This is a genomic window from Paeniglutamicibacter sp. NPDC091659, assembly GCF_044756805.1.
In the GTDB taxonomy this organism is placed as follows: Bacteria; Actinomycetota; Actinomycetes; order Actinomycetales; family Micrococcaceae; genus Paeniglutamicibacter.
In genome coordinates this window covers 441,939-463,711 of the sequence record NZ_JBIVTO010000002.1, presented here as the reverse complement: position 1 = coordinate 463,711, position 21,773 = coordinate 441,939, and the positions used below count along the sequence as shown (strand labels likewise).

The following is a 21,773-nucleotide window of genomic DNA, read 5'->3' as shown; positions in this document are numbered from 1 at the left end:
GTATGACACCCGAGCAACTGAAAGCCATCAAGTCATCTTCCTCGACCAGGTACGAGATAGAGCTGTGGAGCAAGAACGGTACTCGTATCCAAGAGATCACCCACCTTGTCCGAAACCTTTTCTGGACTGAAGAACGCAACGAAGCGGAGAGTCTGCAGTTCAGCATGGACGCGGACGCCTTCGAGGCCTACATGATCAATGAAGCCGGTTCCGATCCAGTCTCAAACTTCCGCGAGGGACAGACTGAAATCAAGATCAAGGAGAACGGCGAGTATCTGTTTGGCACGCAGCTCTACTACGCACCTCTCAACCTGAATAACGACGGCAGCATCACCATTAGCGTGACAGCAACCGGCTACCTCAACTTCTTCAATGCCCGCTATCCAGATCCATCGACCAGCTACGTCAACACCGAAGCTGTTGAAATCTTCTTCGACATGGTTCGCAAGGCTCAGTTGGTGACCTATGGCGATTACGGCATCATCATTCCGGCAAACGGCTACTACGTGACCGGCAAGCTCCGCGACAAGACGTTCGAACAATACACCAGCTCTACAAAGCTCAACATGCAGCGCATGACCAACTTGGTCGATGGCAATTTCGACTTCAAGATCCTGCACGACAAGAAGCTCATGACGTACCCGCAAATCGGTTCACCACGATCTGACTTCAAAGTTGAGTTCGACCGTAAGAACTTTCGATCTAGCCTGGACAGCGCGATTCTCAATAGGGGAGCGAACAACTTGTTCAACTCGGTGATTGGTCTCGGCTCTGGGTTTGGTGCTGACCAGCTGATAACCATACAAGGAGACCTAGAGTCGCAGCTTGAATTCGGGCTGCGTGAGCTGCCTGTTCAGTTCAATGAGGTATCCAAGTCGGCAACACTCATTGAGAACGCTCAGGCGCGCTTAGAACGCGTCAAACAACTACTTAGGATGCCGCAGGTAACTCTGTCTGGCGCAAACATGCCAAAGAACCGCATTGAGATTGGCGACATCATTCCGGTGAAGATGACCGGACTCCGATTGCTTGAAGATCTGACTGGACTATATCGAGTTGAGCGTAAAGAGGTCCACGTCGACGAGAACCACTTCCAGCAGGCGGTGACGCTCTACTTCGAGAAAACGGGGGAGTACCTTGGATAAGTCGACCGGCAGCCTGATTGAGAACGTCTTTGAGCAGCGGATACGTGCGAGCGATCGGATCAATCAAGAGTTCAAAGCCACTCAGATCACGAGCGGTGCATCTGGTGTGCTTGCCTACCAGGCAGAGAATCCAGTTGAGTGGGATCGGACTGAGACGCTGCCATATGTCGATCCTACGGGGGCCGGCTTTGGCGATGTCGAGCTGACGATTACGTTCACGGGAGACGGGACGCAGGAGTTTCCGTTTGTTTTCCCGGCTACCGACATCCGGTTCAACGGCACTGATGAAGCGAGTAAACCAGTATTCCGCGAAGGCGGATGGTGGTGGAAATTCGGCAACTGGACTGGTGAACGAGTGCAGATCCAACATTACGATCGACCTCAGCTGGAGACCATGACTGATGCCCACGTCACCAAATGGGTCATCCGCTTCTACTACTGGGGAAACGTTAGTTACCGCGTGAAGCTGGGAGCCCGGGGCACCTGTGGGGGCACTATTTCCGTAGCGAGGACTATGTAATGGGTGTGACCAATTTCGACAGCCTGCCGCAGAACGTTGTGGCCACCCGACTGCGGGACGCGAAGCAAGAGCTGATGGAGCAAAAAGGCTCACTCCAAATGCTTAGCGGGGAGAATATGATCTTCTACAGCTACATGAGCAGCGTGACGTTTCAAAAGGCATCGGACGTCTCGATTCCCGCCACAGTCGACATTGATTTCAATTCAACCGAAGCCGAGACGCCTTTAGCCGATATGGCAGGGGTGGTTGAGCTAAGTGATGATGGATCGAACTGGACGCCACTGCCTGATTTTCTTGATTATGGGCAGCCAAGCTACAACGTATTTGACGTTCATGGTGGAAACCTCACACCGTTTACGGCCAGATATCAGGTGGTCATTAGCGCCGTTCCGGCCGGAAAGCATGTGCGCCTCACCGTGCAGCTACTGGCCAATGACAAAGGGTCGACCTGATGAGAGTGCTTGATCAGCTTCCTGAGGGCAAACCGCTGGCTATTCTGCGCGAACTGAATCAGGTATCGCGCGAGATTAAGGCTCGCCAGACACGGGGGAGCGGGAGCGTTATTAACCACCGCATCTACTCAGCACTGCCGTACGACATCCTTGTGCCGGGGGACTATGCCAAGGTCGTCGTAGAAGTAGAGTTTCTACCTGATAACACGAGATTCAGCGGCGCACTTTGTTATCGGGCATATGCGGAGATCGCTTCCCCTGGGACGCCATTCATCGATGAAATCGGGCTACGCAGAGTGATAGTTGATCCGACGGATGGCCGGCAGCGGTGGAGATTTCAAGGACAATTTCCGTCAGCTACAGGTCTAAAGTTCTACTTCCTCGCACAAGGCTCTGGAACATTTACAACGAAACGTATACAGTAACAATAAATAGGAACAACAATGCATGTATGACAATTTCAAAACAGCCAACTATAACAACTCACTCGTATCACCCGAGTTTTATGCCAAGCCCTTATCTAGGCTCTTTGGCGGCGATGTTATAGATGGCTTGACTGTCATACCTGGTACTGGTCTTCAAGTAACGCTCCAGCCAGGCAATGCGCTTTTGCGATACGGATCTGCCGCAGTCGCCTCAGCACGTATTGTCAGTCTGGTCGCGGACTTCAATCTCGCAATCCCTACGCCTGACGCTTCTAACCCGCGTATTGACGTTGTCGTCATTTACGTAGACAACGCCGTGAATCTCCCGGTCGTAAATGGTGCTAACCCACCTACTTCCGCAAACCTCGATGGCCCCGGTGTTTCAAAAGCGAAGATTGTCTCAGGCACTCCAGCAGCTACACCTGTCGCACCTACATCCGTGGCGATCCAAGCTTCTGTGGGTGCGGGTAATAGCTACACAGTATTAGCGCAGGTGCGGGTAGATCCTGGTGTGGCGCTTATTGCGGCTAACAAGATTACGGATGTGCGCAATATGGTTCAAATGCCTCTCGATAAAATGCCGATGATTGGTTCCGACAATATAGACTTTTCGACGCTGGAATGGACCGATACCGTTACAAGCGTAACGGGCGTGACGAGTCTGACAACAAATACATTATCTTACTTGAAGCTCGGCCCTACGGTAATCATAAGTTTTAGTTTCATGGGGACATCGAACGCCTCAACGAAAACCATTCAACTCCCATATGAACCTAAAGCGTCCATAGCATATGTTCCCGTCCACGTAAGAAATAATGCAGTGAACGATACCGGAATTGTACAAATTTCAGCTGCCTCAAAAACCGTTCAGATATTTAGAAATCCCGCAGCTGACGGTTGGACTGCGAGTGGAAACTGTCGCGCCACTGGACAGCTCATTTACACCACTGATGAGTAAATCATAATTGTATATCTTCACGGAATGTCGCAACGTCTGTACTGAGCGATTACAAGATTTTCGTGTTTATATAACTTGATCGTTCTGTTAAGTTGAAGACATATGGATGCCCACAACGAACCGCCAACAACTATCAAAGAAGTTGGTATTCACGTTGGGTACATGCGCGATGACATCTCAGAAATGAAGGATCTCATCAAGGGCTTCCCCGCGCTATTTGCTACGAAGGTAGAGCTCGCGGAACTAGACACCCGCATAAAGAACCTTGAGCGTCGCAACGGCATCAAGACGACGTTGCTTTGGGTCGGTCTTGTCGCGTCAGCAATCATCAACATTATCGGCGCGTACAAAATGTTTGATGGGTCCAAATAAGTGAAGAACGGAGGTGATATGGAAACAGAAGTAGCAGTACCTGCAATTGCAGTTGGAGAAGAAGCGTGAGTGTTGCCGCCAACGCGGATGCATACGCCAACGAACGCATTGGCATCTATTTCCTTGGCCATCCCTCATATCTAACCGGTCAGTGTGTAGCCGTGGCCAAATGGTTCATCGGTGAGATGTGCGGCATCAAAGACTGGCAGTTGGCGCGCGGTCATGCAAAGGACTTCGGTGACACTCTAGTGCGCCAAGGCCACGCCGCAGTTGTATCCACACCTAAGAGAGGCGACCTTGTCATCTGGAAACAGGACGCCGGCAATTACGGGCATATCGGCGTCGTTTTGAGTGGCAACCGAGTATTCGAAGCAAACGTGGGGATTGCAGGTACAGAGTCGGAAGTCTTCGAAGGCAACAAGGTCTACGCATCCCGTATTGATCCGCTCGTTGCCTCATGGCGCAAGGGTCCGGCCACTTATTACCGACTCAAGTCCTACAAAGAGAACGCCAAGCAACCAGTAACTAATCCGCCAAAAGGAGGTGATGACATGCCAGTAAAGATCAACCTAGACACCGCGAGAATTCTGACTCACGGCGTGTTGGCTCGTAACGGGGTATCTGGACGCGGGAACTCGCTAGATGGCTCAAAAGACAAAGACCTGAAAACTAATCACGTCGGGCGCGAGCTAACCAACGAATACGTTCAAGAGCTGTTTCTTTCTGGCGAAGGACGCCAGTGGCGCGACACGAGTGACTCGAACTCTATCCAGGGCGTGAACGCGCGCTTAACCAAGGCGGATGAAGCGGCCAAGAAGCTAACTGCCGAAGAGGCGAAGAGTGTCGGTCTGGTCAAGAACTTGGATGAGCAAATCAAAGCTACCCAAAAGGCTCAGGGCGAAGCTGCGGTGGCGAAAGGACAGTTGGAAACTGCCCTCGATCGCATTGTGAAGCTTGAATCAGTCAAGCCACCTGTCGCACCCGTGCCTGAAGAAGCAGAGCCGAGTGCCCCTCAGTCAACAGAGCTGCGCGATGTCATCCAGGTGATAGCGGCGTGGGCCAAGAACAAATTTGTCAAGAGTAAGGAGTAGCCATGAGTAAAACTAAGTTCCTACAAACAAACGTCGGTAAAACCCTGAAGGCAGGACTGTACGTCGGTGCATCAGCAATAATCGGTTACCTAATCAGCGCAACCGCAGGGGATGCTGAGCTATTTGGTCCTTTGACCGCATTGGTCAACTTGCTGCTGGTATTCGTCAAGCAGACGTTCTTCGCTACAGGCACTAAGAACATAGGCGAGAATTGATCGATGGAACCAATCCCTCCAAATGAGCGATTGGTTCCGGTCTACATAGGTGAGGAGATCAAATACATGACTCCACCTGAGTATTACCTGTACAACTATGGCGTCGTGCGAAAACTGGGCGAATTGGCAATACAAGATTCAACCCAACAAGACAACGACGATGAATAGCGCCGTAATTGGTGCGCCACACACTGTCTGACGCGTTATAGGCGAAAAGACGACAATCTCTCCACCTGAAACTTCAAGCCGTCTAATATCGCGTTAGACGGCTTTGTTCATGCCTTTAGTGCGGGTAGAGTGATATTCATGGCTAAGCACACGATAACGATCGATGATATCGACGGCAGCAAAGAAGCAAAGTCTTACCGCTTTGGTCTCGGCAACGATGAATACACCATTGACCTAAGCGCAGACAATTACAAGGCACTCCAGGAAGCCCTGGCACCATTCATCAAGGCGGGGGCAAAGGTTGTTGCTTCTGCTCCCCGCAGTAGCAATGGAGTTCGCAATAGCCCGGAGGAACTGCAGAAGGTCCGCGAATGGGCGGCAGCCAACGGATATGACGTTGCGCCTCGTGGACGCATCAAGCAGAGCATCATGGATGCATATGCTGAAAGCAACCAGTCCTAAGTTAGTCTTAGGCAATGGAAAGCCCACCCAACTCGCCGTTCCGATGTTGGGTGGGTTTCTTTTTGCCTAAATTTTCTTGCGCCCTAGATTTGGCCGTTCATTCAAAGGAACTGGTTCAGGACTTCTGCGTGCGGCAATTTCAGCTTCAAGACGTTCAATCGGAACGCCGTACTTGAGATCTGAGAGGTTTCTAGCTGTGGCGCCAAGGTCATAGGTCTTCATTGGGGGAGCTGCACTGACTGATACTGGGGCTCCAGTGTCGGACTTGTTCGCGATCTTTGCGTAGGCATCAAAGCGCTTGTTGTTGACGAAGTCATCTGCCGTGATTTGTTTGCCGAATTCGCCACCCCAGATCTTTGACTCCTTGGCGCTAATGGCAAAGATGACCTTCGTGCCTGTGTTGTTGATGATGGCAGCCTTGTTCTTTTCGCTCACTTCGGAGCCATCTAGGTATTGGGTTGCGACAGTCAAACCAAACTTGTGTTTGCGCCCGCGGGCCATGATGTCGCCAAGATTTTCTGATGAGCGGGTCATCTGTTGAACTTCATCGAGGTAAACGAAGTTCGCTCTGTCCGGTGTCATTGACTGCGCGGTCGTCCACAGCGACTGGAACAGCAAGGTGCCCAGTAGGCCGGCTGTCTCTTCAGGAAGCCCCGCGAGGTTGATTAGCAGGATCTGGTTACGCTCAAGCACCGTGCGCATTTGAAATGCCGATTCAGTTTGACCGAGGATGTTGTGAATCTCCGGACGGTTACTGAACTGCCACAGACGGTCGTAGAGCGGCTGAGACTTCGTGCGGCGCTCTTCTTCCTTGAGAAGCAGCCAGTCATCCCAGAAGCGACGCATACGCGCATCCTTGACCGACCGCACGACCTCCTTCACCCAGATTCGCTCTTGATCCGTATCGGGACGAATCAACGTCAGGAGATCCATGAACGTGGTTCCTCCGTGGTCAATCAATGCGTACATGCCGTGGTGGATGAGCTCGCGCGTCCAAACACCCTTGCTGTCCGAGTAGAGCTGCTGGATTAGATTGCTTATCTGGTCGACGACCATGTGCGAATGCCCTTGATCCAGAATGTTGAAACCGACTGGCCGGTTACTGCCATTTTTTACGTCCATGATGATGACGTCACCCAGGCGTTCATGAGGGATGTAGGAAAGCGTCCGATTGAAGAGGGTTTCAGGAGACTCACTGTTACTCGCATCGATGACGATGACCCCATAGCCGTTCGCCATGTCCTGAGCTGCCCAGTTGGCCATAAGAGTCGATTTGCCTGAACCTGTGCCACCAGAAATGTAGCTGTGAAAGGGAGCGTACTCGTACGACAGAGCAACGGGTCGCTTGTGGCCGGGGTAGTTGCTGACGCCGATGATGCGGCCTTCACGCGGGACTTCCTCGGTGGCATACAGCTGCCGGCTAGATGCTCTCGGGAGACCTGGGATGAAGGGGTTGCCAATCGGGATGCCAATCAACGCAGCGAGCTCAGGGACGTTCAACTGTCCTGGGAACAGCCAAGGCGTCGTTGCTTCGTTCAATCGCTTGCTGGCTTCTTCTGGATCGCGGTGTGATCCTTTGAAGCGGGTTCCATGACTGTCGGCCGAGCGCAGCACGTCGAATACACCTTGTGTCAGGTACTTAGCTCGTGCTTCAGTTCCTGCAACTGCGCCGATGCGACCCATGGCAAGAAAGTTTGTCTCATTGAGCTTCGTCCTGCGGTCCTCGACTTCTTCGCGGCTGGCGGTGCGATTGATGAGAGCGGCGAATAGGCCGAACTTTGTCGACTGCACTTCGTGTTCCTTTGAAGGGAGCCGATCAAAGGTGTCAGGAGTGACTACCCATTGCAGGACGAGCGCCTCAGCGTGATTCAGTGCTTGGGACGCGGCGGTAAGAATGCCGGTTGAGATGTCTGTTGAGTTCCCATAGCTGAGCTGCCGGGCTCCATCGGTCATACCAACCTCAATGACGTCGTTCCATTGCGGCCGAGCACGCGTTTTGTCTTCTTCTACGATGACGCCGGGGATATGGTGACGAATTTGCGCGGCCATCCTGTCGCCAAGCTGCCAAGGAACAATTACCCGGTGAGTAATGCCCGTTCCACTGGCGTGGGTTTCAAAGACGATAGAAGCCACTCCGAATACCCGAGTGATGCCTGGATGGATGCTGCTGCCCATTACCCGAAGAAGAGCGACAATACGATCTTCAGAAAGGTCTGAGGGGAAAGTCAGCGAGTAAGTCTTGCGTTCAATATCGAACTGGCGCTGTGACCTGATCTTCACTTCAACAACTCCCAAGATAATTGCCGGGGGTAAGAGAGTTGATAGAAGGATGGGCCAGAACATCTGCCACTACTTTGACATGTTCCGACCCATCCGACCATCTTTTTCTAGCGTCTCTTCCTAAATATCGCGCGGATTATGAGGAATAAGATGACAACGAATCCGACCGCGGAAAAGAGCGGCTGAGCTAGGGAGAACAAGCCCGCGAGCAGCGATCCGATCATGTCCCCGAGGCCCGTATTGAACGTGTCTGAATCCATGTCGGGATTGAACCATCCGGTGGTTGCGAGTACTAGCAACATGATTACCGCCCGCCTTTGCGCTCATCGTCAACTTCCCGTTGCCAGCTGCTTTCGCGACGGTAGTTGGCTTTGTATTGGTCCTTCTGCAACTTGCGACCGAATCGGAGCGCAGCGATCAATCCGAAAACGAGGATGAACGGGAAAGACCCTACGAACAGGACGCCAATGATGCCAGGTAGATTTTCCATGATTAGCTGCCTTCCAGTTTTCGAGCGATTCGCCGCGAATACGCGTCTTGAATCGGACGGACAAGCGACTTGAGGTCGGGGTCGTCGCCGGCAACTTCGTTGCAAAGACGATTGACGTTGACGACACTCTGGATGGCAGCGCGTGTAAGTGCCTGGTCCATTTCCATTTGGTAGCTCGTCATCTGCATGCGCTGGTGGTACTGCTGCGCAAGCTCAACGTCGGTGCGTGCTTCTTTGCGGGGTTCTGGTTCTCCGGTGAAGAACCGGACGAGGCTGTTGCTCATCGTGGACTCCTACTTGTAGTTGTTCCTCCCAAGAGAAGCGGGATTGATTCAAGAATTGCTGAGCCGGAAAAATTGCATAAGGCTGGATTCTCGCAAGTACTTTCCCCTCACGTGTGTGTAACATCCGTTCATGTATTCCGCACCTAATGGCATGATCAGTCGTAGGTGAACGAGAGGTGCAGAATCCATGTCAGAGCACAGGAAAACGGCGGCCGTTAGCGAGCTGACCGAAGAGATGTTAGTCAGGTTCTTTAAATCAACGCGAGCCAATCAGGGGATCAGCAACTCTTCCGTGCGTGAGCATGATGACGTAGTTAGGTTGCTTGGTGGTGGCTCGTCGAGATCAGTGATCGAACGCATTAAAGCTGCATTCGACTCCATGGTTGACTCACCGGATCTAACCGCCGCTAAGTCTGCACTTGCAATCGACTACCCGAGAGACGTTAATCTGACGCAGCGACGAAATAAGTTGTTGGAATCGGATGATCTTCTACCGTTCAAGAGTCTGCGCCACCTCTACGAATTCGAAGATAAAGGGTTTGCTGAAGTCTCGAAGATTCTATTGGAGGATCTCACGGCGAGTCTAGAATCGACCGATTTAACACCAACCGACGGTAAAGGTGGCTTCTTCTCGAAGGATGTCTACAGCATCATTGAAGCCAAGGATCGTCAGATTATGGAGCTAATGGCCCTCGTACGTGAGATTACAGCTGCTTCTGAAAAGATAACTGCAGAGGTTCGCGAACAGAGCGAGCAGAATTTGATTATCAGACACGAACTTGACCGTCACATCGCTGCGAATGTCTCCATAGTAGAAGAGTCGTCTTTGCCGGAGTCATTGAAATCTGGGTATGTAGAAGCGTGGAAGGGACACGAAACAAGCGAGAAATTTATGCACCTGGAAAAGATAGTTTTACGGGAAGATCCCCAATTGCAGGCGTGAGCAATTTGCAAACGAGAGTTCTGACGGAATCAAGCCTTCCAAACAATCTCTATCCGATCCGGGTTGAACTGCCGGTAATTCTTGTACCTGGCGCCATGATCGCTTAGCTGAGCTGGATGAACGCGGACTTCTTGAATGAGTGAGTCCGCTAGTTGACGACGCCACTTCAGATCAGCCTCATTCCAGGCCGCACGGATCGTTTTGCCGACTGGAATGTTCGCAATGGTAACTTTGCTCGTCTTTGTCTCTATCTCGCGTCTGAGCTGCTCTAAACGCGTCTGAGCGATGGTCTTAGAAGCCTTGTACTCAGCGAACGTCATTTCTCCAGTTGAATACAGGTCGAGTATCTCGGTCAGGCGCTGGTCTTGAACTTCATGTTGTAGGAACGCCTGCCTAAGTTCAGTTGATACTTGCCCCTTGTTTGCGAGCAATGAACTCATTTCTGGCGATTCAAGCCGATACAAGATGCAGTCGATGACTAAAGCTTCAATTGGATCCTTGCGACGCTTGATCTTCCCGCAGCCTAATTTCTGACCGCGGTGATCTTTGGTGCGGCAACAAAACGCCGGGGTATATGAGCCGTCGCGCTTACGTGCGGGAACGATGTGCATCCGCGTTCCGCAAAGTCCGCAGTATACGAACCCAGTGAGCAGGTGCTTGCGTGCGTAGGTGCGCTTGCCATGCAGGGAGTGCCCACGCTTGATAGCCACGTGCAGCGCGTCCCACGTCTCTCTGCTGATTAGCGGTGGCCACTGAGCCGGGTACTCATCATCGTTGTGAACGCGGATGGAAATGTTGCGAGGGCGAATGGCCACGTTCCGTACGTTGATAGCCGCCCAGAACTTGCCTGTAGCAGTTCGAAGACCGCGTTCGTTTAGGTCCAGGGCAATTGAGTTCCAAGAGTCGCCACGTATGTAGCGGTCAATGATCTCCCGAGCTACCGCAGCTTCTTTCTCGATGATGACCATGCCGTTTTGCTCATAACCGTAGGCACGGTTGCCGCCGCTAGGTAGTCCAGACTTAGCCGCCTGAAGCTTGGCCGATAGAACACGGTCCTTTGAGTTGTCCACTTCAAGAGTCGCGAATGAGACTGCTGTTCGTGCCATTGCTCGTCCCATAGCCGTGTTGAGGTCAAACGCTCCAGCCATCACCGTTTGAGTCTGGATTCCAGAGGCTTCCACAAGTTCGATGTAGTCCTCGAGTTCTCGCATCCGTCGATATAGACGGTCGAGCTGCCACGCGATTACTACGTCGACTTCGCCGCGCTTGATGGCGTCCACCATTGCTATGTACGACGGACGAGGCTTTCCAGAGTAAGCACTGATTCCGTTATCGACTTTGACAAGGACAACTTCCCAGCCGTTCCTCTCAGCAAGCTCTCGACATGCCTGCTCCTGACGTTCCACGCCAAGGCCCTCGCCACGCTTGTCGTCGCTGATTCTGGCGTATATGGCACATCGTATGGGGGTAGTTTTGGGGTCTGACATGGGAAATCTCTGCCGATCACTATGCGGGAAGCGGGGAGTGTTGTCAACACTCTTGATGAAAGTCCCGAGTTCAGCGCCACGGCGCTCGACGCGCTGCGCCAGCCGCTCGAGTCCGGGGTGCTGACCCTGCACCGGGCGGCGGGCACTGCGACCTACCCGGCCCGGTTCCAGCTGGTGATGGCGGCGAACCCGTGCCCGTGCGGTCGCAACCTGGGCAAGGGGACCGACTGCACCTGCACACCGATGCAGCGGCGCCGGTACCTGGCTAGGCTCTCGGGCCCGTTGCTGGACCGGATCGACATGCAGCTTTTTGTCCCGCAGCTTTCGGCACGCGAAATGGCTTCCCGCGGCCCGGTCGAGTCCTCCGCATTGGTGGCCGTCCGCGTCCGCGAGGCCAGGGTGCAACAGCGGGAACGGCTCAAGCGCTGGGGCATCGGCACCAACGCCGAGGTTCCCGGTTCGATCCTGCGCAACGAGCTGCGCCTGCTGTCGGCTGCCACCGCGGGGTTGAGCAAGGCTGCCGAATCCCTCCGGCTCAGCGCCCGCGGCTACGATCGCGTGCTGCGCATCGCCTGGAGCATCGCGGACCTGAACTCCCACGCCTGTCCCACGGCGGAGGACGTGGACGTGGCCCTGCAGCTGCGCCAGCACGGCAAGGGGGATGTCGGGTAGTCGACGCGTCGGGGTCGGAACATGGAAGATGGTTCCCATGCGCACCCCGAACTCCTCGAAACCAACCACACGTTCCGCCGCGGATGAATGCTCGTTGAATGCCTCGGCGGGGTCGATAGCCTCCTACGCGTCCGCAGGCTCCATCGGCTCGGTGGCTTCGGCAGGATCCATTGCCTCGCTGACCTCTGCGGGCTGCATCGCATCCGTCTCTTCGGCGGGATCGATAGCCTCGCTCATCTCTATCGGATCGATCGCCTCCATCGTCTCGGTTGGATCCATTGGGTCCGTGGCCTCGATCGGCGCCATCGGAAAGATCGGGTACATCGGCAATATGCCGATCACCATCGTGGTTGGGATGGTCCTGGCCGCAGTGCGGGCCAGACGGGGCTAGGCCGCGACGTACCGACGTGCCGGTGAGAACCGCTTGACCAGCAGCGCCATCAAGCCATCGACAAGCAGCGCAAGCCCGGTCACCAGGGCCGCACCGACCAGGACCTGGCCGTAGTCGTACAGGGCAAGTCCGTCGAAGATGTAGCGGCCCAGCCCGCCGAGGTTCACGTAGGCGGCAATGGTCGCGGTGGCGATGACCTGCAGGATCGCCCCGCGCAGCCCGCCCAGCATCAACGGCAAGGCCAGCGGTAGCTCGACCTGCAGGATGATGCGCGAATCCTTCATGCCGATGGCACGCGCCGAATCCACGACCAGCGGGTCCACGTTTGCCACCCCCGAGTACACCCCGGCAAGGATCGGTGGAATGGCGATGAGGACCAGCGCCACCAGGGGCGGGAAGAGGCCCAGACCCATCAGCAACACCAGCAGCGTCATGATGCCCAGGGACGGCAGCGCCCGCAGGACGTTGGACAGGGACACCAGCACGACCTTGCCGCGCCCGGTGTGGCCGATGAACAACCCCAGCGGGAAGGCGACCACCAGGGCCGCAAGAACCGCAAGCAGGGAGTACCAGAGGTGTTCGGCCAGCCGTGCGGCGATTCCGCCCTCGCCCGCCCAATTGGCGCCGGTGCCCAGGTAGCTCAGCATGTCGTTGATCATTTCTTGCCTCCCGATTCCGTACCGCCGGTTGCCTGCGGTACGGGCAGGCCCGCAACCGTGCGCACCGGCGCGGCGCTCGCCGAGCCGCCGGTGTTCTTCGCCGAAAGCCACGGGGTCAACAGCTGGCCGATCACCGCAAGCACCCGGTCAAGCACCATGGCCAGCAACAGGATCATGATGATGCCCGCCAGGATCTGGTCGGGGTAGTTGCGCTGGTACCCGGAGGTGAACAGCTGCCCCAGGCCGCCGATGCCGATCACCGCGCCCACCGAAACCAGCGAAACGTTCGTCACGGCGGCCACGCGGGTTCCTGCGGCCAGCGGGCCCACCGCCAGCGGAAGGTCCACCAGGAGGCGACGCCGCGCCGGCGAGTACCCCATCGCCTCGGCCGAACTGAGCACATCGGCGGGAACCGCATCCAGCGCGTCAAAGACCGTGCGCACCAACAGCGACGCCGAATACAGGCTCAACGCGATCACCACGTTGACCGGATCCAGGATCTGCGTGCCAAGCAGCGTGGGAATCACCACGAACAACGCCAGCGACGGCACCGTGAAGACGGCACTCGCCAGGGTGGTGATCACGGATCGCGCTCGCCGGCGGTTTCCGAAGACGAGCCCCAGTCCCAACGCCAGGACCAGTCCGATGACGATGGGGACGACCGAGAGGTACAGGTGTTCGAGCGTCAGCTCCCACACCTGTTCGGGGTTTGCGAGCAGCCATTTCATGCGCCTGCCACCACCCCGGGGTGAAGGTGCGGGGCCAGATCCTCGAGGGTGAGGTAGCCGGCAGGGCGTCCCGCCCCGTCAAGCAGCAGCGCGGCGGCGATCGGGGAAGCCAGCACCGCGTCAAGGCCCGCGCGCATGGAATCCCCGGGGCGCAGCGCGCCGGCGACGGCAAAGCGCGTTCCGCCCGTGTTGACCCATTGGGCCGTTCCGTCCGTCCCGTGGCCGTTGCCTGGCTCCAGGATCCACCCGGGGGCGAATGAGGACATGTCGATGCTCCCGTCGCCGCGCGGGGCCGGCAGCGGGGTGCTGGAGACGCGATCGAGCGTGTCGAAGGAAAGCGCCCGGAAGCCGCGGTCCTTGGACACCAGCGAGGCCACGAACGAGTTCGCCGGACGCGTGAGGATCTCAGCGGGCGGGGCGTACTGCTGCAGGCGGCCGCCCGGAGCCATGACGGCGATCTTGTCCCCGAGGGTCAGCGCCTCGTCGATGTCGTGGGTGACCATGACGATGGTCTTCTTGATTTCGGCCTGCAGGTGCCTGACCTCCTGCTGGAGTTCCTCGCGCACAATCGGGTCCACGGCGCTGAACGGCTCGTCCATCAACAGGATGGGCGGGTCGGCCGCCAGCGCGCGTGCCACGCCCACGCGCTGTTGCTGGCCGCCGGAGAGCTGCGCCGGATATCGCTTTGCCACCGACGCGTCCAGTCCGACGCGTTCCAGGGCCTCGTGGGCCTTGGCCCTGGCTTCTGCCTTGGAGAGCCCGAGCAGCCGCTGGACGGTGGCGACGTTGTCGATCACGGTGCGGTGCGGGAACAGGCCGCCGTTTTGCAGGACGTATCCGATACCCAGGCGCAGGGACACCGGGCGGATGCCCGCCACGTCCTGCCCGTCGACCAGGATGCGCCCGCCGGTGGGGGTGACCATGCGGTTGATCATGCGCATTGAAGTCGTCTTTCCGCAGCCGCTGGGCCCCACGAGGACCGTGAAGGAACCCGTTTCGATGTGAAGGTCGAGGTTCTCCACTGCGGTGGTGCCCCCGGGGTAGGTCTTGGAGACGGATTCGAAGGTGATCATCGGGAAGGTTCCTTCTGGGAGGTGGTGTTGGCGCGTGATTCCGGGAATAATATGGGGGTTGGCCACCGGCGGGTAACGGCAACCAACCCCCGTTCGAACATGTGTTCGATAGTGGTTTCTTGTCCTACTTGGAGATCAAACCCTGCTCGGTCAGCCAGGCGATCGCCGCGGCCTTCGGCTCCGTCTTCGAATCCCCGGAGACCTGCCCGTTGAGCTTGATCAGCTCCTCCGTGCTCAGCTTCGCCGACACCGCGTCGATGGTCTCGATTGCCTTTATGTCCAGCTTGTCCTTGCCCGCCACGGGGATGACCTGCTGGGCGGGGAAGTTGTTCTTGGGATCCTCCAAGACCACAAGATCGTTCGCCGGAATTGCGGTGCTGGTGGTGAAGATGTTCGCCGCGGTCACGGAGCCATCCAATAGCGCCTTCACGGTTGCCGGGCCACCGCCATCGGCAATCGGGACGAACTTGGCTGGCACCAGACCGTAGTTCTTCTCCAGCCCCGGCAAACCGACCGGGCGTTCCTTGAACTCCGGCGGCCCGGCCATCGTCACCTCGGCATTGTGGGCGGCCAGATCGCCGATGGACTTCAGGTTCCATTTGTCGGCGGTGGCGCGGGTGACAACCACTGAGTCCTTGTCCTCCGCCGCGGCGGGGGTAAGCGCAGCGAGGTTCTTTGCCAACAGCGCGGCCGGAAGCCCATTGAGGATCGAAGCGGGCGTGCTGACATCCGCGTTCTTGTCCAAGAAGAGCAACAGGTTGCCGGTGTAGTCGGGGATCAAGTCAATGGAACCGTCCGCGAGAGCCGGGATATAGGCCTCGCGGGAGCCAATGTTGAATTTCGTCGCCACGTCGTAGCCCTTGGCCTTGAGCGCCTCGGCGTAGAGGTTGCCGATGATCTCGGATTCCGTGAAGTTGGCCGAGGAAACCGTCAACTTCGAAGCGGCGGCCGAACCGCCGGAAGGAGCCGGGGCCGCGGTGGGATCCGAGCAGCCACTGAGGATAAGCGATCCGGCGACCACCGAGAGGGCGGCAAGGAGGGGAAGTCTTCTTCTGTTCGTCATTGTTAGCCTGACTTCGTCTAGAGAGATTCTGATGGAAGATCTATCTCGCTTCCGCCTGGGGGCGGGAGCCACTTGTCCATCGTTGCCTACTAGGCAGGCCACAAGCAATATTTGACTATTCAGGCCGGCCAATTCGGATTCCCGCAAGTCACCGTACGTCACCGTCACTCCCCGCCGCGCCAGGCTGGCGATGCCCAACGGTGCCCAATCCGGCGGGGGACTTGCCCGCACAAGGACCGGGAAACAGCGCCAACCCGCGGATAGGCACAGCCCGGATCCGATCGCACCAACCCGAACCGGGAGTTACCCATGATGGGTCCACCCCCTACCAAGGCAATAACAGCCACAGGGGGACAAGCAGGCAAAATGCCAAGGGAACCAGGGGACACCACCACATGGAACAGAACAACGACGAAACCACCGCCAGAGCAGGACTCACGAGAATCATCGAACCCAACGACCAAACCGGCGCCGCACTCGTGGCAATCCTGGGCGCAGTCGAGGCCTACCGCATGATCCGCGAACACACGGGACCGGCGCCCGCCCGAACCCAACAACAGGTAGCCGATCTCCTGGACGCACACGGAGCCTCCCGCACGAACCTGCGCCTCGATGCCGGACTCGACAGATGGCGTGCACGCGCAAGCGTCGCAAACCCCCAAGCAGACCTGCAGCTCATGAACAACCTCGGAGGGGGAATCCTCCTGCCCGGCGACGAAAACTGGCCACGCGGATTCGACGCCCTCGGACTCGCAGCGCCCCATGCACTCTGGTACAGGGGCAAGGGAACCCTCGACACCCTGCGTGAGCCCAACGCCTTGGTCGCAATCGTCGGCTCACGGGATGCCACAGAGTACGGCCGCACCATCACCGCCGAGCTGGCCGCGGGACTGGTAAGGAACGGCATATGCATCGTCTCAGGGGGAGCCTACGGAATCGACGCCAAGGCACACAAAGCCGCGCTCGCCGAAGAACCGCCAGAGGGAGAAGCCACAACACGCCCCTCAACCATCGCCGTCATGGCCGGGGGACTGGACCGCTTCTACCCCGCAGGGAACGAAGACCTCCTCCACCGGGTGCACCGCGAGGGGCTGCTCATCTCCGAAGTCGCCCCGGGATCCACCCCCACACGCTGGAGATTCCTGCAACGCAACAGACTCATCGCCGCACTGTGCTCACTGACAATCGTCAGCGAAGCACGCTGGCGCTCCGGGGCGCTAAGCACAGCACACCACGCCGCCGAGATGGGCCGCGAGGTGGGGGCAGTCCCGGGATCTGTCTACTCGGCAAATTCCGCAGGATGCCACCGCCTCATCAGGGAGGGTGCTGCAACCCTCATCACCGACGCCGCCGAAGCCCTCGAACTACTAGGGACATCCATTGCCGCACACCAGACAAATGGCTCACCTCCCATGGGGGAAACAAACACCACCAAAGGGGAAGACAACCGCGAATACGACGGACTGGCAGTCCAGGACCTCCTGCTCCTGGACGCACTGCCCACACGCTCGCCACGCACCGTCGACGAACTCGCAATCCTCGCAGGCCTGGGAATCGGCTCAATCCTCGGCGGACTCAGCCGCCTCGCCGCCAAGGGACTCGCCCAATCCAAGCCAGAAGGCTGGATGCGCAGATACCCCAACGGAAAGCCACGGCAACAAGGACTCCAAGACCAAAGCCCTCTCCCGCGCTAGCAATTGACCATACGCCCATGCGAACCAGGGCAATCCCCGCACCGGATCACCAGCACCCTCCGGCGTGGCACCGTTGCCCGTACGCCGTCACTGGGAGACAGTAGAGACGTGCCACAAAGACCCGAACAAAAATCCGAACCCATCACCATCCCCGCCGCACTCCAAAGCGCCCACGATGGCTTCCTCCGGCACATGCGCCTCGAACGCTCACGCAGCGAACACACACTACGCGCCTACAGCTCCGACATCACCAACCTCCTCACCTACGCAATCCCACGCGGCGCCCAAACCCTGGAAGGCATAGACCTCCCACTGCTGCGCACCTGGCTCATGACCCTGCAGGAATCAGGCCTCGCCAGAGCCACCCTCTCCCGCCGCTCCGCATCGATACGCAGCTTCCTGGCCTGGGCGCTCCGCGAAAACCTCATCGACACAAATCCCGCAAGCCGCCTCCAATCGCCCAAACGCGAACAACGACTCCCGCACGTCCTGCAAAGCAACCAAATCCAACGCATGTTCGACGCCCCGCCACGACCAACAAACCAAGGAAACACGGACACAAAAGAACCCACCGCAGAAGAACGCGCGCTCGCCGACCGCAACACACTCATCCTCGAACTGCTCTACGCCACAGCAATCCGCGTCGGCGAACTCGTATCCCTGGACATAGACAGCCTCGACCTCGACCGACGCACCCTACGCGTCATCGGCAAGGGAGACAAGGAACGCACAGTCCCGTTCGGTCAACCCGCACTCAACGCACTGGACAACTGGCTCCGCCGCTCACGACCCACACTCCGCAACGAACACTCAGGCCCCGCACTGCTCCTCGGCAAACGAGGCAAACGCCTCGATGCCCGCCAAGCCCGCGAAGTCGTCTCAAAAGCGCTCGCCGACCTCGGGGACACCGCCGCCCGCGGACCCCACGCCTTGCGCCACAGTGCGGCAACCCATTTGCTCGATCGCGGTGCTGACCTGAGGGCCGTTCAGGAAATCCTGGGACACTCCTCGCTGGCCACCACGCAGCTCTACACGCACGTTTCGGTCGAACGGCTCAAGGAGAGCTACCAGAGGGCCCATCCGCGCGCATAACTTGAAGTCATGTGCCAAAGTCACTGGCCGAAAGACGTATAATCATGCAGAATACTTAATAGGATTTACTGTCCTTCGAACTGGGTTGTTGGCGTTGGGGAAGACGTTCCAACAGCAAATCGGAGGAAGGCATGTCTGAAGCAATGACCAGGGGCGTACTTTTCGTACACTCAGCCCCTTCAGCGTTGTGCCCGCATATTGAATGGGCGATCGGTTCAGTGGTCGAACAGCGCACCGATTTGCACTGGAGTGAGCAAAATGCCGCTCCGGGTATGTCACGTGCCGAGGTTAACTGGACCGGCAAGCCGGGCACCGGTGCGCTACTGGCCTCCGCGCTGCGCGGTTGGGCACACCTGCGCTACGAAGTCACCGAGGAAGCCAGTCCCGGTGTCGATTCCAGCCGTTGGTCCCACACCCCGGAGCTGGGAATCTTCCATGCCACAACGGACGCCGCCGGCAACATCATGGTCAGCGAGGAACGCATCCGTTGGGCCTACGAAAAGGGCGCAGGCGATCCTGCCGTCGTTTACCAGGAACTGTCCATCGCCTTGGGTGAGGCCTGGGACGAGGAACTTGAGCCCTTCCGTTATGCGGCAGAGGGTGCGCCGGTTCGCTGGCTCCACCAAGTGATCTAACGACGCCTTCCATCAAGCACTGCCTTCCATCCCCGGTTTCGGATCCACGAAGAGACAACTCTTTCAGGTGGAACCGAGGCCGGGGATTTTGCATCGGCGCGGGGTGCTCGTGTGCGGCGCCCGATTCCGGTTGCATTGCCGGAAGCCGTGTGGCAGCCTCGTGGCGTTCCCGTCGCCGGGGCGACGGCGGGCGACCAGGAAGGAGCACTGCATGGGACTCATCCGCATCGACCCCTTTGCGACGCTCGATGGCGTTGCGCAGGCGCCCGGCGGGCCGGATGAGGACCCCGAGAGCGGGTTCAGGTTTGGCGGCTGGCAGGCGCCGCTCTGGGATGAGGTCGTCGATGAGCAGGTCAACTCCGGGATGGCCGGAATGGGCGCACTGCTGCTCGGGAGCCGGACCTACGATATCTTCGCCGCGTACTGCCCCAGCAACAGGAGGAGGGCGCGGACGGAAACATTTCGAGGCTTTTCAACCACCTTCCGAAGTACGTCGCCTCTCGGCAACCGCGTACCCTAGCTTGGGCCAACTTCACGTTGCTTGGTCCGGATACGGCCGGCGCCGTCCGCGACCTGCGCGACCGCCACGCGAACGTCCATGTCATCGGCAACCTTGATTTCGTGCAGACCCTGTTGGCCGGGCGGCTCTTCGACCGGCTCACGCTCTGGGTGTACCCGATCCTCCTCGGCAGCGGTAAGAAGGTGTTCGCAGGCGCGGTGGTTCCGACGAATCTCAAACTCATCGAGCCGATGGTTGCCACGCCAAAAGGCGCCGTCATGCAGCGATACGCGCTGGCCGACGGAACGCCCCGCGTGTGGGACATGTCCAAAGCGAAGCGGGACGACTAGGGCTTGTCCGCCATCGCGTCGAGCCACATTGCGGTGGTGCTGCGGACAAATCTCCTGTGGCGGTGCGAGGCAGGTCCTCCTGACCGCCCGCGATGGACTGCCGACGGTTGAATGCATTGACCCGCCGGCCGAAGGCCACACGGCTGCATGGCCCCAGACCGTGATCGAGTTAAACGGGATCGGGGTCGTGTTCCACCAACGCGGTGGAGCACGACCCCGACTTCACGTGGCCCGTGGGGCCAACGAATCTGCTAGACGCTGCGGATTGCGACGACGGCGTTGTGTCCGCCGAAACCGAACGAGTTGTTCAGGACCACGATGGATCCCTCCGGCAGTTCGCGCGGGGTGCCGACGACGACATCCAGCGGGATTTCCGGATCCTGGTTTTCCAGGTTGATGGTGACTGGCGCCTTGCGGTGGTAGACGGCCAAGACCGAGAGGACCGACTCGACGGCGCCGGAGGCGCCGAGCAGGTGGCCCATCTGGGACTTGGTGGCCGACACGCAGACGTTGTCCAGGTGGCTGCCCAGTGCGGCGCGCAGCGCGGTGTACTCGGGCTTGTCGCCAACCGGGGTGGAGGTTGCGTGTGCGTTGACGTGCACGACGTCCTCCGGCTGGATGCGGCCGTCGAACATTGCCGCCTTCAGCGCGCGGGTGGCACCGAGGCCCTCCGGATCCGGAGCGGTGATGTGGTACGCGTCGGCGGTCACCGAGGTGCCGGCAAGCTCGGCGTAGATCCTGGCGCCGCGGGCAACGGCGTGCTCCTCGGCCTCGAGGACCAAGGCACCTGCGCCTTCGCCCATGACAAAGCCGTCGCGGTCGATGTCGTACGGACGCGATGCGTGCTCCGGGTCGTCGTTGCGCTTGGACAACGCCTGCATGGCGGCGAACGAGGCCATCGGCATCGGGTGGATGGCTGCCTCGGCGCCACCGCAAACCACAACGTCGGCCTTGCCCGAACGGATCAGTTCAAGGCCGATGTGCATGGCCTCGGTGCCCGAGGCGCAAGCAGAAACCGGGGTGTGGGCGCCGGCGCGTGCGCCGAGGTCCAGGGAGACGGCTGCGGCCGGGCCGTTTGGCATGAGCATCGGAACGGTCATGGGCAGCACGCGGCGCGGGCCCTTTTCCTTCAGCGTGTCCCAGGCGTCAAGCAGGGTCCATACGCCGCCGATGCCGGTGGCGAAGGCCACGGCCAGGCGATCGTGGTCGACTTCCTCGATGCCGGAGTCCTTCCAGGCCTCGCGCGCAGCAACCACGGCGAACTGGGTGGACGGGTCCATGCGCTTCATCTCGACGCGGGACAGCACCTCGGAGGCCGGGGTGGAGGCCTTGGCGGCGAACTTCACCGGCAGGTTGTATTTTTCAACCCACTCATCGGTCAGGGTGTGGGCGCCCGAGACACCCTTGAGTGCGTTGGCCCACAGGGTTGGGACATCGCCGCCGATGGGGGTGGTGGCGCCGAGGCCGGTGATTACAACTTTGCGAGCCATGAGGAAACTCTCTACTGGTTGGGGTCGAAACGACTAGCGAGGCTAGTGCGCGATCCAAGCATCGGGGCCCGGCGCGGGGTTGGTGCGCAGGGATCCGGATTGGATCGAAAAAGTCTGGGAATCGGTTGCGAAACC

General features: G+C 58.4%; 26 protein-coding genes. 17 read left to right on the top strand and 9 right to left on the bottom strand.

The features are described 5' to 3' along the window. The first annotated feature begins 2 nt into the window (after positions 1-2). The 9 genes from ACIQLF_RS07110 to ACIQLF_RS07070 all read left to right on the top strand — a co-directional run bounded on the left by ACIQLF_RS07110 (position 3) and on the right by ACIQLF_RS07070 (position 5,808). Entirely contained in the window at positions 3-1,145 is a 1,143-nt protein-coding gene (locus ACIQLF_RS07110; RefSeq protein ID WP_400296092.1) for a hypothetical protein, read from the top strand. Then, the gene (locus ACIQLF_RS07105; RefSeq protein ID WP_400296089.1) at positions 1,138-1,665 is read left to right on the top strand and encodes a hypothetical protein; all 528 of its coding nucleotides are present in this window, start codon (positions 1,138-1,140) and stop codon (positions 1,663-1,665) included. The genes ACIQLF_RS07110 and ACIQLF_RS07105 overlap by 8 nt, the downstream gene beginning before the upstream one ends. Next, positions 1,665-2,117, top strand: a complete 453-nt coding sequence (locus tag ACIQLF_RS07100; protein ID WP_400296087.1) for a hypothetical protein — start codon at positions 1,665-1,667, stop codon at positions 2,115-2,117. The genes ACIQLF_RS07105 and ACIQLF_RS07100 overlap by 1 nt, the downstream gene beginning before the upstream one ends. Beyond that, the gene (locus ACIQLF_RS07095) at positions 2,117-2,542 is read left to right on the top strand and encodes a hypothetical protein (protein ID WP_400296085.1); all 426 of its coding nucleotides are present in this window, start codon (positions 2,117-2,119) and stop codon (positions 2,540-2,542) included. The genes ACIQLF_RS07100 and ACIQLF_RS07095 overlap by 1 nt, the downstream gene beginning before the upstream one ends. Before the next feature lie 22 nt (positions 2,543-2,564). Beyond that, positions 2,565-3,500: a hypothetical protein gene (locus ACIQLF_RS07090; RefSeq protein WP_400296082.1), complete on the top strand. Its 936-nt coding sequence runs from the start codon at positions 2,565-2,567 to the stop codon at positions 3,498-3,500. A 102-nt stretch (positions 3,501-3,602) separates the two neighbouring features. Further along, complete coding sequence (locus ACIQLF_RS07085) at positions 3,603-3,872, top strand: hypothetical protein (protein ID WP_400296079.1); 270 nt, start codon at positions 3,603-3,605, stop codon at positions 3,870-3,872. 65 nt (positions 3,873-3,937) lie between these two features. Then, on the top strand, positions 3,938-4,963 hold the full coding sequence (locus ACIQLF_RS07080; RefSeq protein ID WP_400296078.1) for a CHAP domain-containing protein: 1,026 nt from the start codon (positions 3,938-3,940) through the stop codon (positions 4,961-4,963). Between the two features lie 2 nt (positions 4,964-4,965). Beyond that, on the top strand, positions 4,966-5,178 hold the full coding sequence (locus ACIQLF_RS07075) for a hypothetical protein (protein WP_400296076.1): 213 nt from the start codon (positions 4,966-4,968) through the stop codon (positions 5,176-5,178). Between the two features lie 306 nt (positions 5,179-5,484). Continuing rightward, positions 5,485-5,808 carry an Lsr2 family protein gene (locus ACIQLF_RS07070; RefSeq protein WP_400296074.1) on the top strand — a complete coding sequence of 108 codons (324 nt, stop codon included), beginning with the start codon at positions 5,485-5,487 and terminating at the stop codon, positions 5,806-5,808. A 66-nt stretch (positions 5,809-5,874) separates the two neighbouring features. Here the strand turns inward: ACIQLF_RS07070 and ACIQLF_RS07065 are convergent, their stop codons facing one another. From ACIQLF_RS07065 to ACIQLF_RS07055, 3 genes are all read right to left on the bottom strand, one after another. Further along, positions 5,875-8,151 (bottom strand): type IV secretory system conjugative DNA transfer family protein, encoded by a 2,277-nt coding sequence (locus ACIQLF_RS07065; RefSeq protein WP_400296071.1) that lies wholly within the window; start codon positions 8,149-8,151, stop codon positions 5,875-5,877. Positions 8,152-8,392: 241 nt separating this feature from the next. After that, positions 8,393-8,578, bottom strand: coding sequence for a hypothetical protein (locus ACIQLF_RS07060; RefSeq protein ID WP_400296069.1), 186 nt, complete (start codon positions 8,576-8,578; stop codon positions 8,393-8,395). A gap of 2 nt (positions 8,579-8,580) precedes the next feature. Then, positions 8,581-8,862, bottom strand: coding sequence for a hypothetical protein (locus ACIQLF_RS07055; RefSeq protein WP_400296067.1), 282 nt, complete (start codon positions 8,860-8,862; stop codon positions 8,581-8,583). 187 nt (positions 8,863-9,049) lie between these two features. On the opposite strand from ACIQLF_RS07055, the gene ACIQLF_RS07050 reads away from it, so the two are divergent. Continuing rightward, a complete protein-coding gene (locus tag ACIQLF_RS07050; RefSeq protein WP_400296065.1) occupies positions 9,050-9,805 on the top strand; it encodes a hypothetical protein in 756 nt (251 codons plus the stop codon). A 29-nt stretch (positions 9,806-9,834) separates the two neighbouring features. Here ACIQLF_RS07050 and ACIQLF_RS07045 read toward each other — a convergent pair whose 3' ends face one another. Further along, the gene (locus ACIQLF_RS07045) at positions 9,835-11,292 is read right to left on the bottom strand and encodes a recombinase family protein (RefSeq protein WP_400296062.1); all 1,458 of its coding nucleotides are present in this window, start codon (positions 11,290-11,292) and stop codon (positions 9,835-9,837) included. Positions 11,293-11,313: 21 nt separating this feature from the next. Here ACIQLF_RS07045 and ACIQLF_RS07040 point away from each other — a divergent pair, with 21 nt between their 5' ends. Both ACIQLF_RS07040 and ACIQLF_RS07035 read left to right on the top strand, forming a co-directional pair. Continuing rightward, positions 11,314-11,964, top strand: a complete 651-nt coding sequence (locus ACIQLF_RS07040; RefSeq protein ID WP_400296059.1) for an ATP-binding protein — start codon at positions 11,314-11,316, stop codon at positions 11,962-11,964. Between the two features lie 37 nt (positions 11,965-12,001). Continuing rightward, on the top strand, positions 12,002-12,355 hold the full coding sequence (locus tag ACIQLF_RS07035) for a hypothetical protein (RefSeq protein WP_400296057.1): 354 nt from the start codon (positions 12,002-12,004) through the stop codon (positions 12,353-12,355). Here ACIQLF_RS07035 and ACIQLF_RS07030 read toward each other — a convergent pair. From ACIQLF_RS07030 to ACIQLF_RS07015, 4 genes are all read right to left on the bottom strand, one after another. Beyond that, entirely contained in the window at positions 12,352-13,014 is a 663-nt protein-coding gene (locus tag ACIQLF_RS07030) for an ABC transporter permease (RefSeq protein WP_400296054.1), read from the bottom strand. The genes ACIQLF_RS07035 and ACIQLF_RS07030 overlap by 4 nt on opposite strands. Beyond that, the gene (locus ACIQLF_RS07025; RefSeq protein WP_400296051.1) at positions 13,011-13,742 is read right to left on the bottom strand and encodes an ABC transporter permease; all 732 of its coding nucleotides are present in this window, start codon (positions 13,740-13,742) and stop codon (positions 13,011-13,013) included. The genes ACIQLF_RS07030 and ACIQLF_RS07025 overlap by 4 nt, the downstream gene beginning before the upstream one ends. Further along, positions 13,739-14,815, bottom strand: coding sequence for an ABC transporter ATP-binding protein (locus tag ACIQLF_RS07020; protein ID WP_400296049.1), 1,077 nt, complete (start codon positions 14,813-14,815; stop codon positions 13,739-13,741). Before ACIQLF_RS07020 ends, ACIQLF_RS07025 begins: the two co-directional genes overlap by 4 nt. A gap of 124 nt (positions 14,816-14,939) precedes the next feature. Beyond that, positions 14,940-15,878, bottom strand: coding sequence for an ABC transporter substrate-binding protein (locus tag ACIQLF_RS07015; protein ID WP_400296047.1), 939 nt, complete (start codon positions 15,876-15,878; stop codon positions 14,940-14,942). A gap of 395 nt (positions 15,879-16,273) precedes the next feature. Between ACIQLF_RS07015 and dprA the strand changes: the two genes are divergently transcribed. From dprA to ACIQLF_RS06990, 5 genes are all read left to right on the top strand, one after another. Continuing rightward, positions 16,274-17,572, top strand: a complete 1,299-nt coding sequence (gene dprA, locus ACIQLF_RS07010; protein WP_400296044.1) for a DNA-processing protein DprA — start codon at positions 16,274-16,276, stop codon at positions 17,570-17,572. A 108-nt stretch (positions 17,573-17,680) separates the two neighbouring features. Further along, entirely contained in the window at positions 17,681-18,664 is a 984-nt protein-coding gene (locus ACIQLF_RS07005; protein ID WP_400296042.1) for a tyrosine recombinase XerC, read from the top strand. A gap of 131 nt (positions 18,665-18,795) precedes the next feature. Then, positions 18,796-19,299, top strand: coding sequence for a DUF3145 domain-containing protein (locus ACIQLF_RS07000; protein ID WP_209996617.1), 504 nt, complete (start codon positions 18,796-18,798; stop codon positions 19,297-19,299). Between the two features lie 211 nt (positions 19,300-19,510). After that, positions 19,511-19,819, top strand: coding sequence for a hypothetical protein (locus ACIQLF_RS06995; RefSeq protein ID WP_400296038.1), 309 nt, complete (start codon positions 19,511-19,513; stop codon positions 19,817-19,819). Beyond that, positions 19,723-20,148, top strand: coding sequence for a dihydrofolate reductase family protein (locus tag ACIQLF_RS06990; protein WP_400296407.1), 426 nt, complete (start codon positions 19,723-19,725; stop codon positions 20,146-20,148). The genes ACIQLF_RS06995 and ACIQLF_RS06990 overlap by 97 nt, the downstream gene beginning before the upstream one ends. A gap of 251 nt (positions 20,149-20,399) precedes the next feature. On the opposite strand, the gene fabF is transcribed toward ACIQLF_RS06990, so the two are convergent. Continuing rightward, the gene (gene fabF, locus ACIQLF_RS06985) at positions 20,400-21,638 is read right to left on the bottom strand and encodes a beta-ketoacyl-ACP synthase II (RefSeq protein ID WP_400296035.1); all 1,239 of its coding nucleotides are present in this window, start codon (positions 21,636-21,638) and stop codon (positions 20,400-20,402) included. Positions 21,639-21,773 lie beyond the last annotated feature (135 nt).

What these genes read in the sequence shown, in the direction of transcription:
- ACIQLF_RS07045 (WP_400296062.1), bottom strand. Translation starts at nt 11,292, where the DNA reads ATGTCAGACCCCAAAACTACCCCCATACGATGTGCCATATACGCCAGA.
- ACIQLF_RS07060 (WP_400296069.1), bottom strand. Translation starts at nt 8,578, where the DNA reads ATGGAAAATCTACCTGGCATCATTGGCGTCCTGTTCGTAGGGTCTTTC.
- ACIQLF_RS07070 (WP_400296074.1), top strand. Translation starts at nt 5,485, where the DNA reads ATGGCTAAGCACACGATAACGATCGATGATATCGACGGCAGCAAAGAA.
- ACIQLF_RS07075 (WP_400296076.1), top strand. Translation starts at nt 4,966, where the DNA reads ATGAGTAAAACTAAGTTCCTACAAACAAACGTCGGTAAAACCCTGAAG.
- ACIQLF_RS07055 (WP_400296067.1), bottom strand. Translation starts at nt 8,862, where the DNA reads ATGAGCAACAGCCTCGTCCGGTTCTTCACCGGAGAACCAGAACCCCGC.
- ACIQLF_RS07065 (WP_400296071.1), bottom strand. Translation starts at nt 8,151, where the DNA reads ATGTTCTGGCCCATCCTTCTATCAACTCTCTTACCCCCGGCAATTATC.
- ACIQLF_RS07100 (WP_400296087.1), top strand. Translation starts at nt 1,665, where the DNA reads ATGGGTGTGACCAATTTCGACAGCCTGCCGCAGAACGTTGTGGCCACC.
- ACIQLF_RS07085 (WP_400296079.1), top strand. Translation starts at nt 3,603, where the DNA reads ATGGATGCCCACAACGAACCGCCAACAACTATCAAAGAAGTTGGTATT.
- ACIQLF_RS07035 (WP_400296057.1), top strand. Translation starts at nt 12,002, where the DNA reads ATGCGCACCCCGAACTCCTCGAAACCAACCACACGTTCCGCCGCGGAT.
- ACIQLF_RS07015 (WP_400296047.1), bottom strand. Translation starts at nt 15,878, where the DNA reads ATGACGAACAGAAGAAGACTTCCCCTCCTTGCCGCCCTCTCGGTGGTC.
- dprA (WP_400296044.1), top strand. Translation starts at nt 16,274, where the DNA reads ATGGAACAGAACAACGACGAAACCACCGCCAGAGCAGGACTCACGAGA.
- ACIQLF_RS07090 (WP_400296082.1), top strand. Translation starts at nt 2,565, where the DNA reads ATGTATGACAATTTCAAAACAGCCAACTATAACAACTCACTCGTATCA.
- fabF (WP_400296035.1), bottom strand. Translation starts at nt 21,638, where the DNA reads ATGGCTCGCAAAGTTGTAATCACCGGCCTCGGCGCCACCACCCCCATC.
- ACIQLF_RS07000 (WP_209996617.1), top strand. Translation starts at nt 18,796, where the DNA reads ATGTCTGAAGCAATGACCAGGGGCGTACTTTTCGTACACTCAGCCCCT.
- ACIQLF_RS07020 (WP_400296049.1), bottom strand. Translation starts at nt 14,815, where the DNA reads ATGATCACCTTCGAATCCGTCTCCAAGACCTACCCCGGGGGCACCACC.
- ACIQLF_RS07095 (WP_400296085.1), top strand. Translation starts at nt 2,117, where the DNA reads ATGAGAGTGCTTGATCAGCTTCCTGAGGGCAAACCGCTGGCTATTCTG.
- ACIQLF_RS07050 (WP_400296065.1), top strand. Translation starts at nt 9,050, where the DNA reads ATGTCAGAGCACAGGAAAACGGCGGCCGTTAGCGAGCTGACCGAAGAG.
- ACIQLF_RS07040 (WP_400296059.1), top strand. Translation starts at nt 11,314, where the DNA reads ATGCGGGAAGCGGGGAGTGTTGTCAACACTCTTGATGAAAGTCCCGAG.
- ACIQLF_RS07110 (WP_400296092.1), top strand. Translation starts at nt 3, where the DNA reads ATGACACCCGAGCAACTGAAAGCCATCAAGTCATCTTCCTCGACCAGG.
- ACIQLF_RS07025 (WP_400296051.1), bottom strand. Translation starts at nt 13,742, where the DNA reads ATGAAATGGCTGCTCGCAAACCCCGAACAGGTGTGGGAGCTGACGCTC.
- ACIQLF_RS07030 (WP_400296054.1), bottom strand. Translation starts at nt 13,014, where the DNA reads ATGATCAACGACATGCTGAGCTACCTGGGCACCGGCGCCAATTGGGCG.
- ACIQLF_RS06995 (WP_400296038.1), top strand. Translation starts at nt 19,511, where the DNA reads ATGGGACTCATCCGCATCGACCCCTTTGCGACGCTCGATGGCGTTGCG.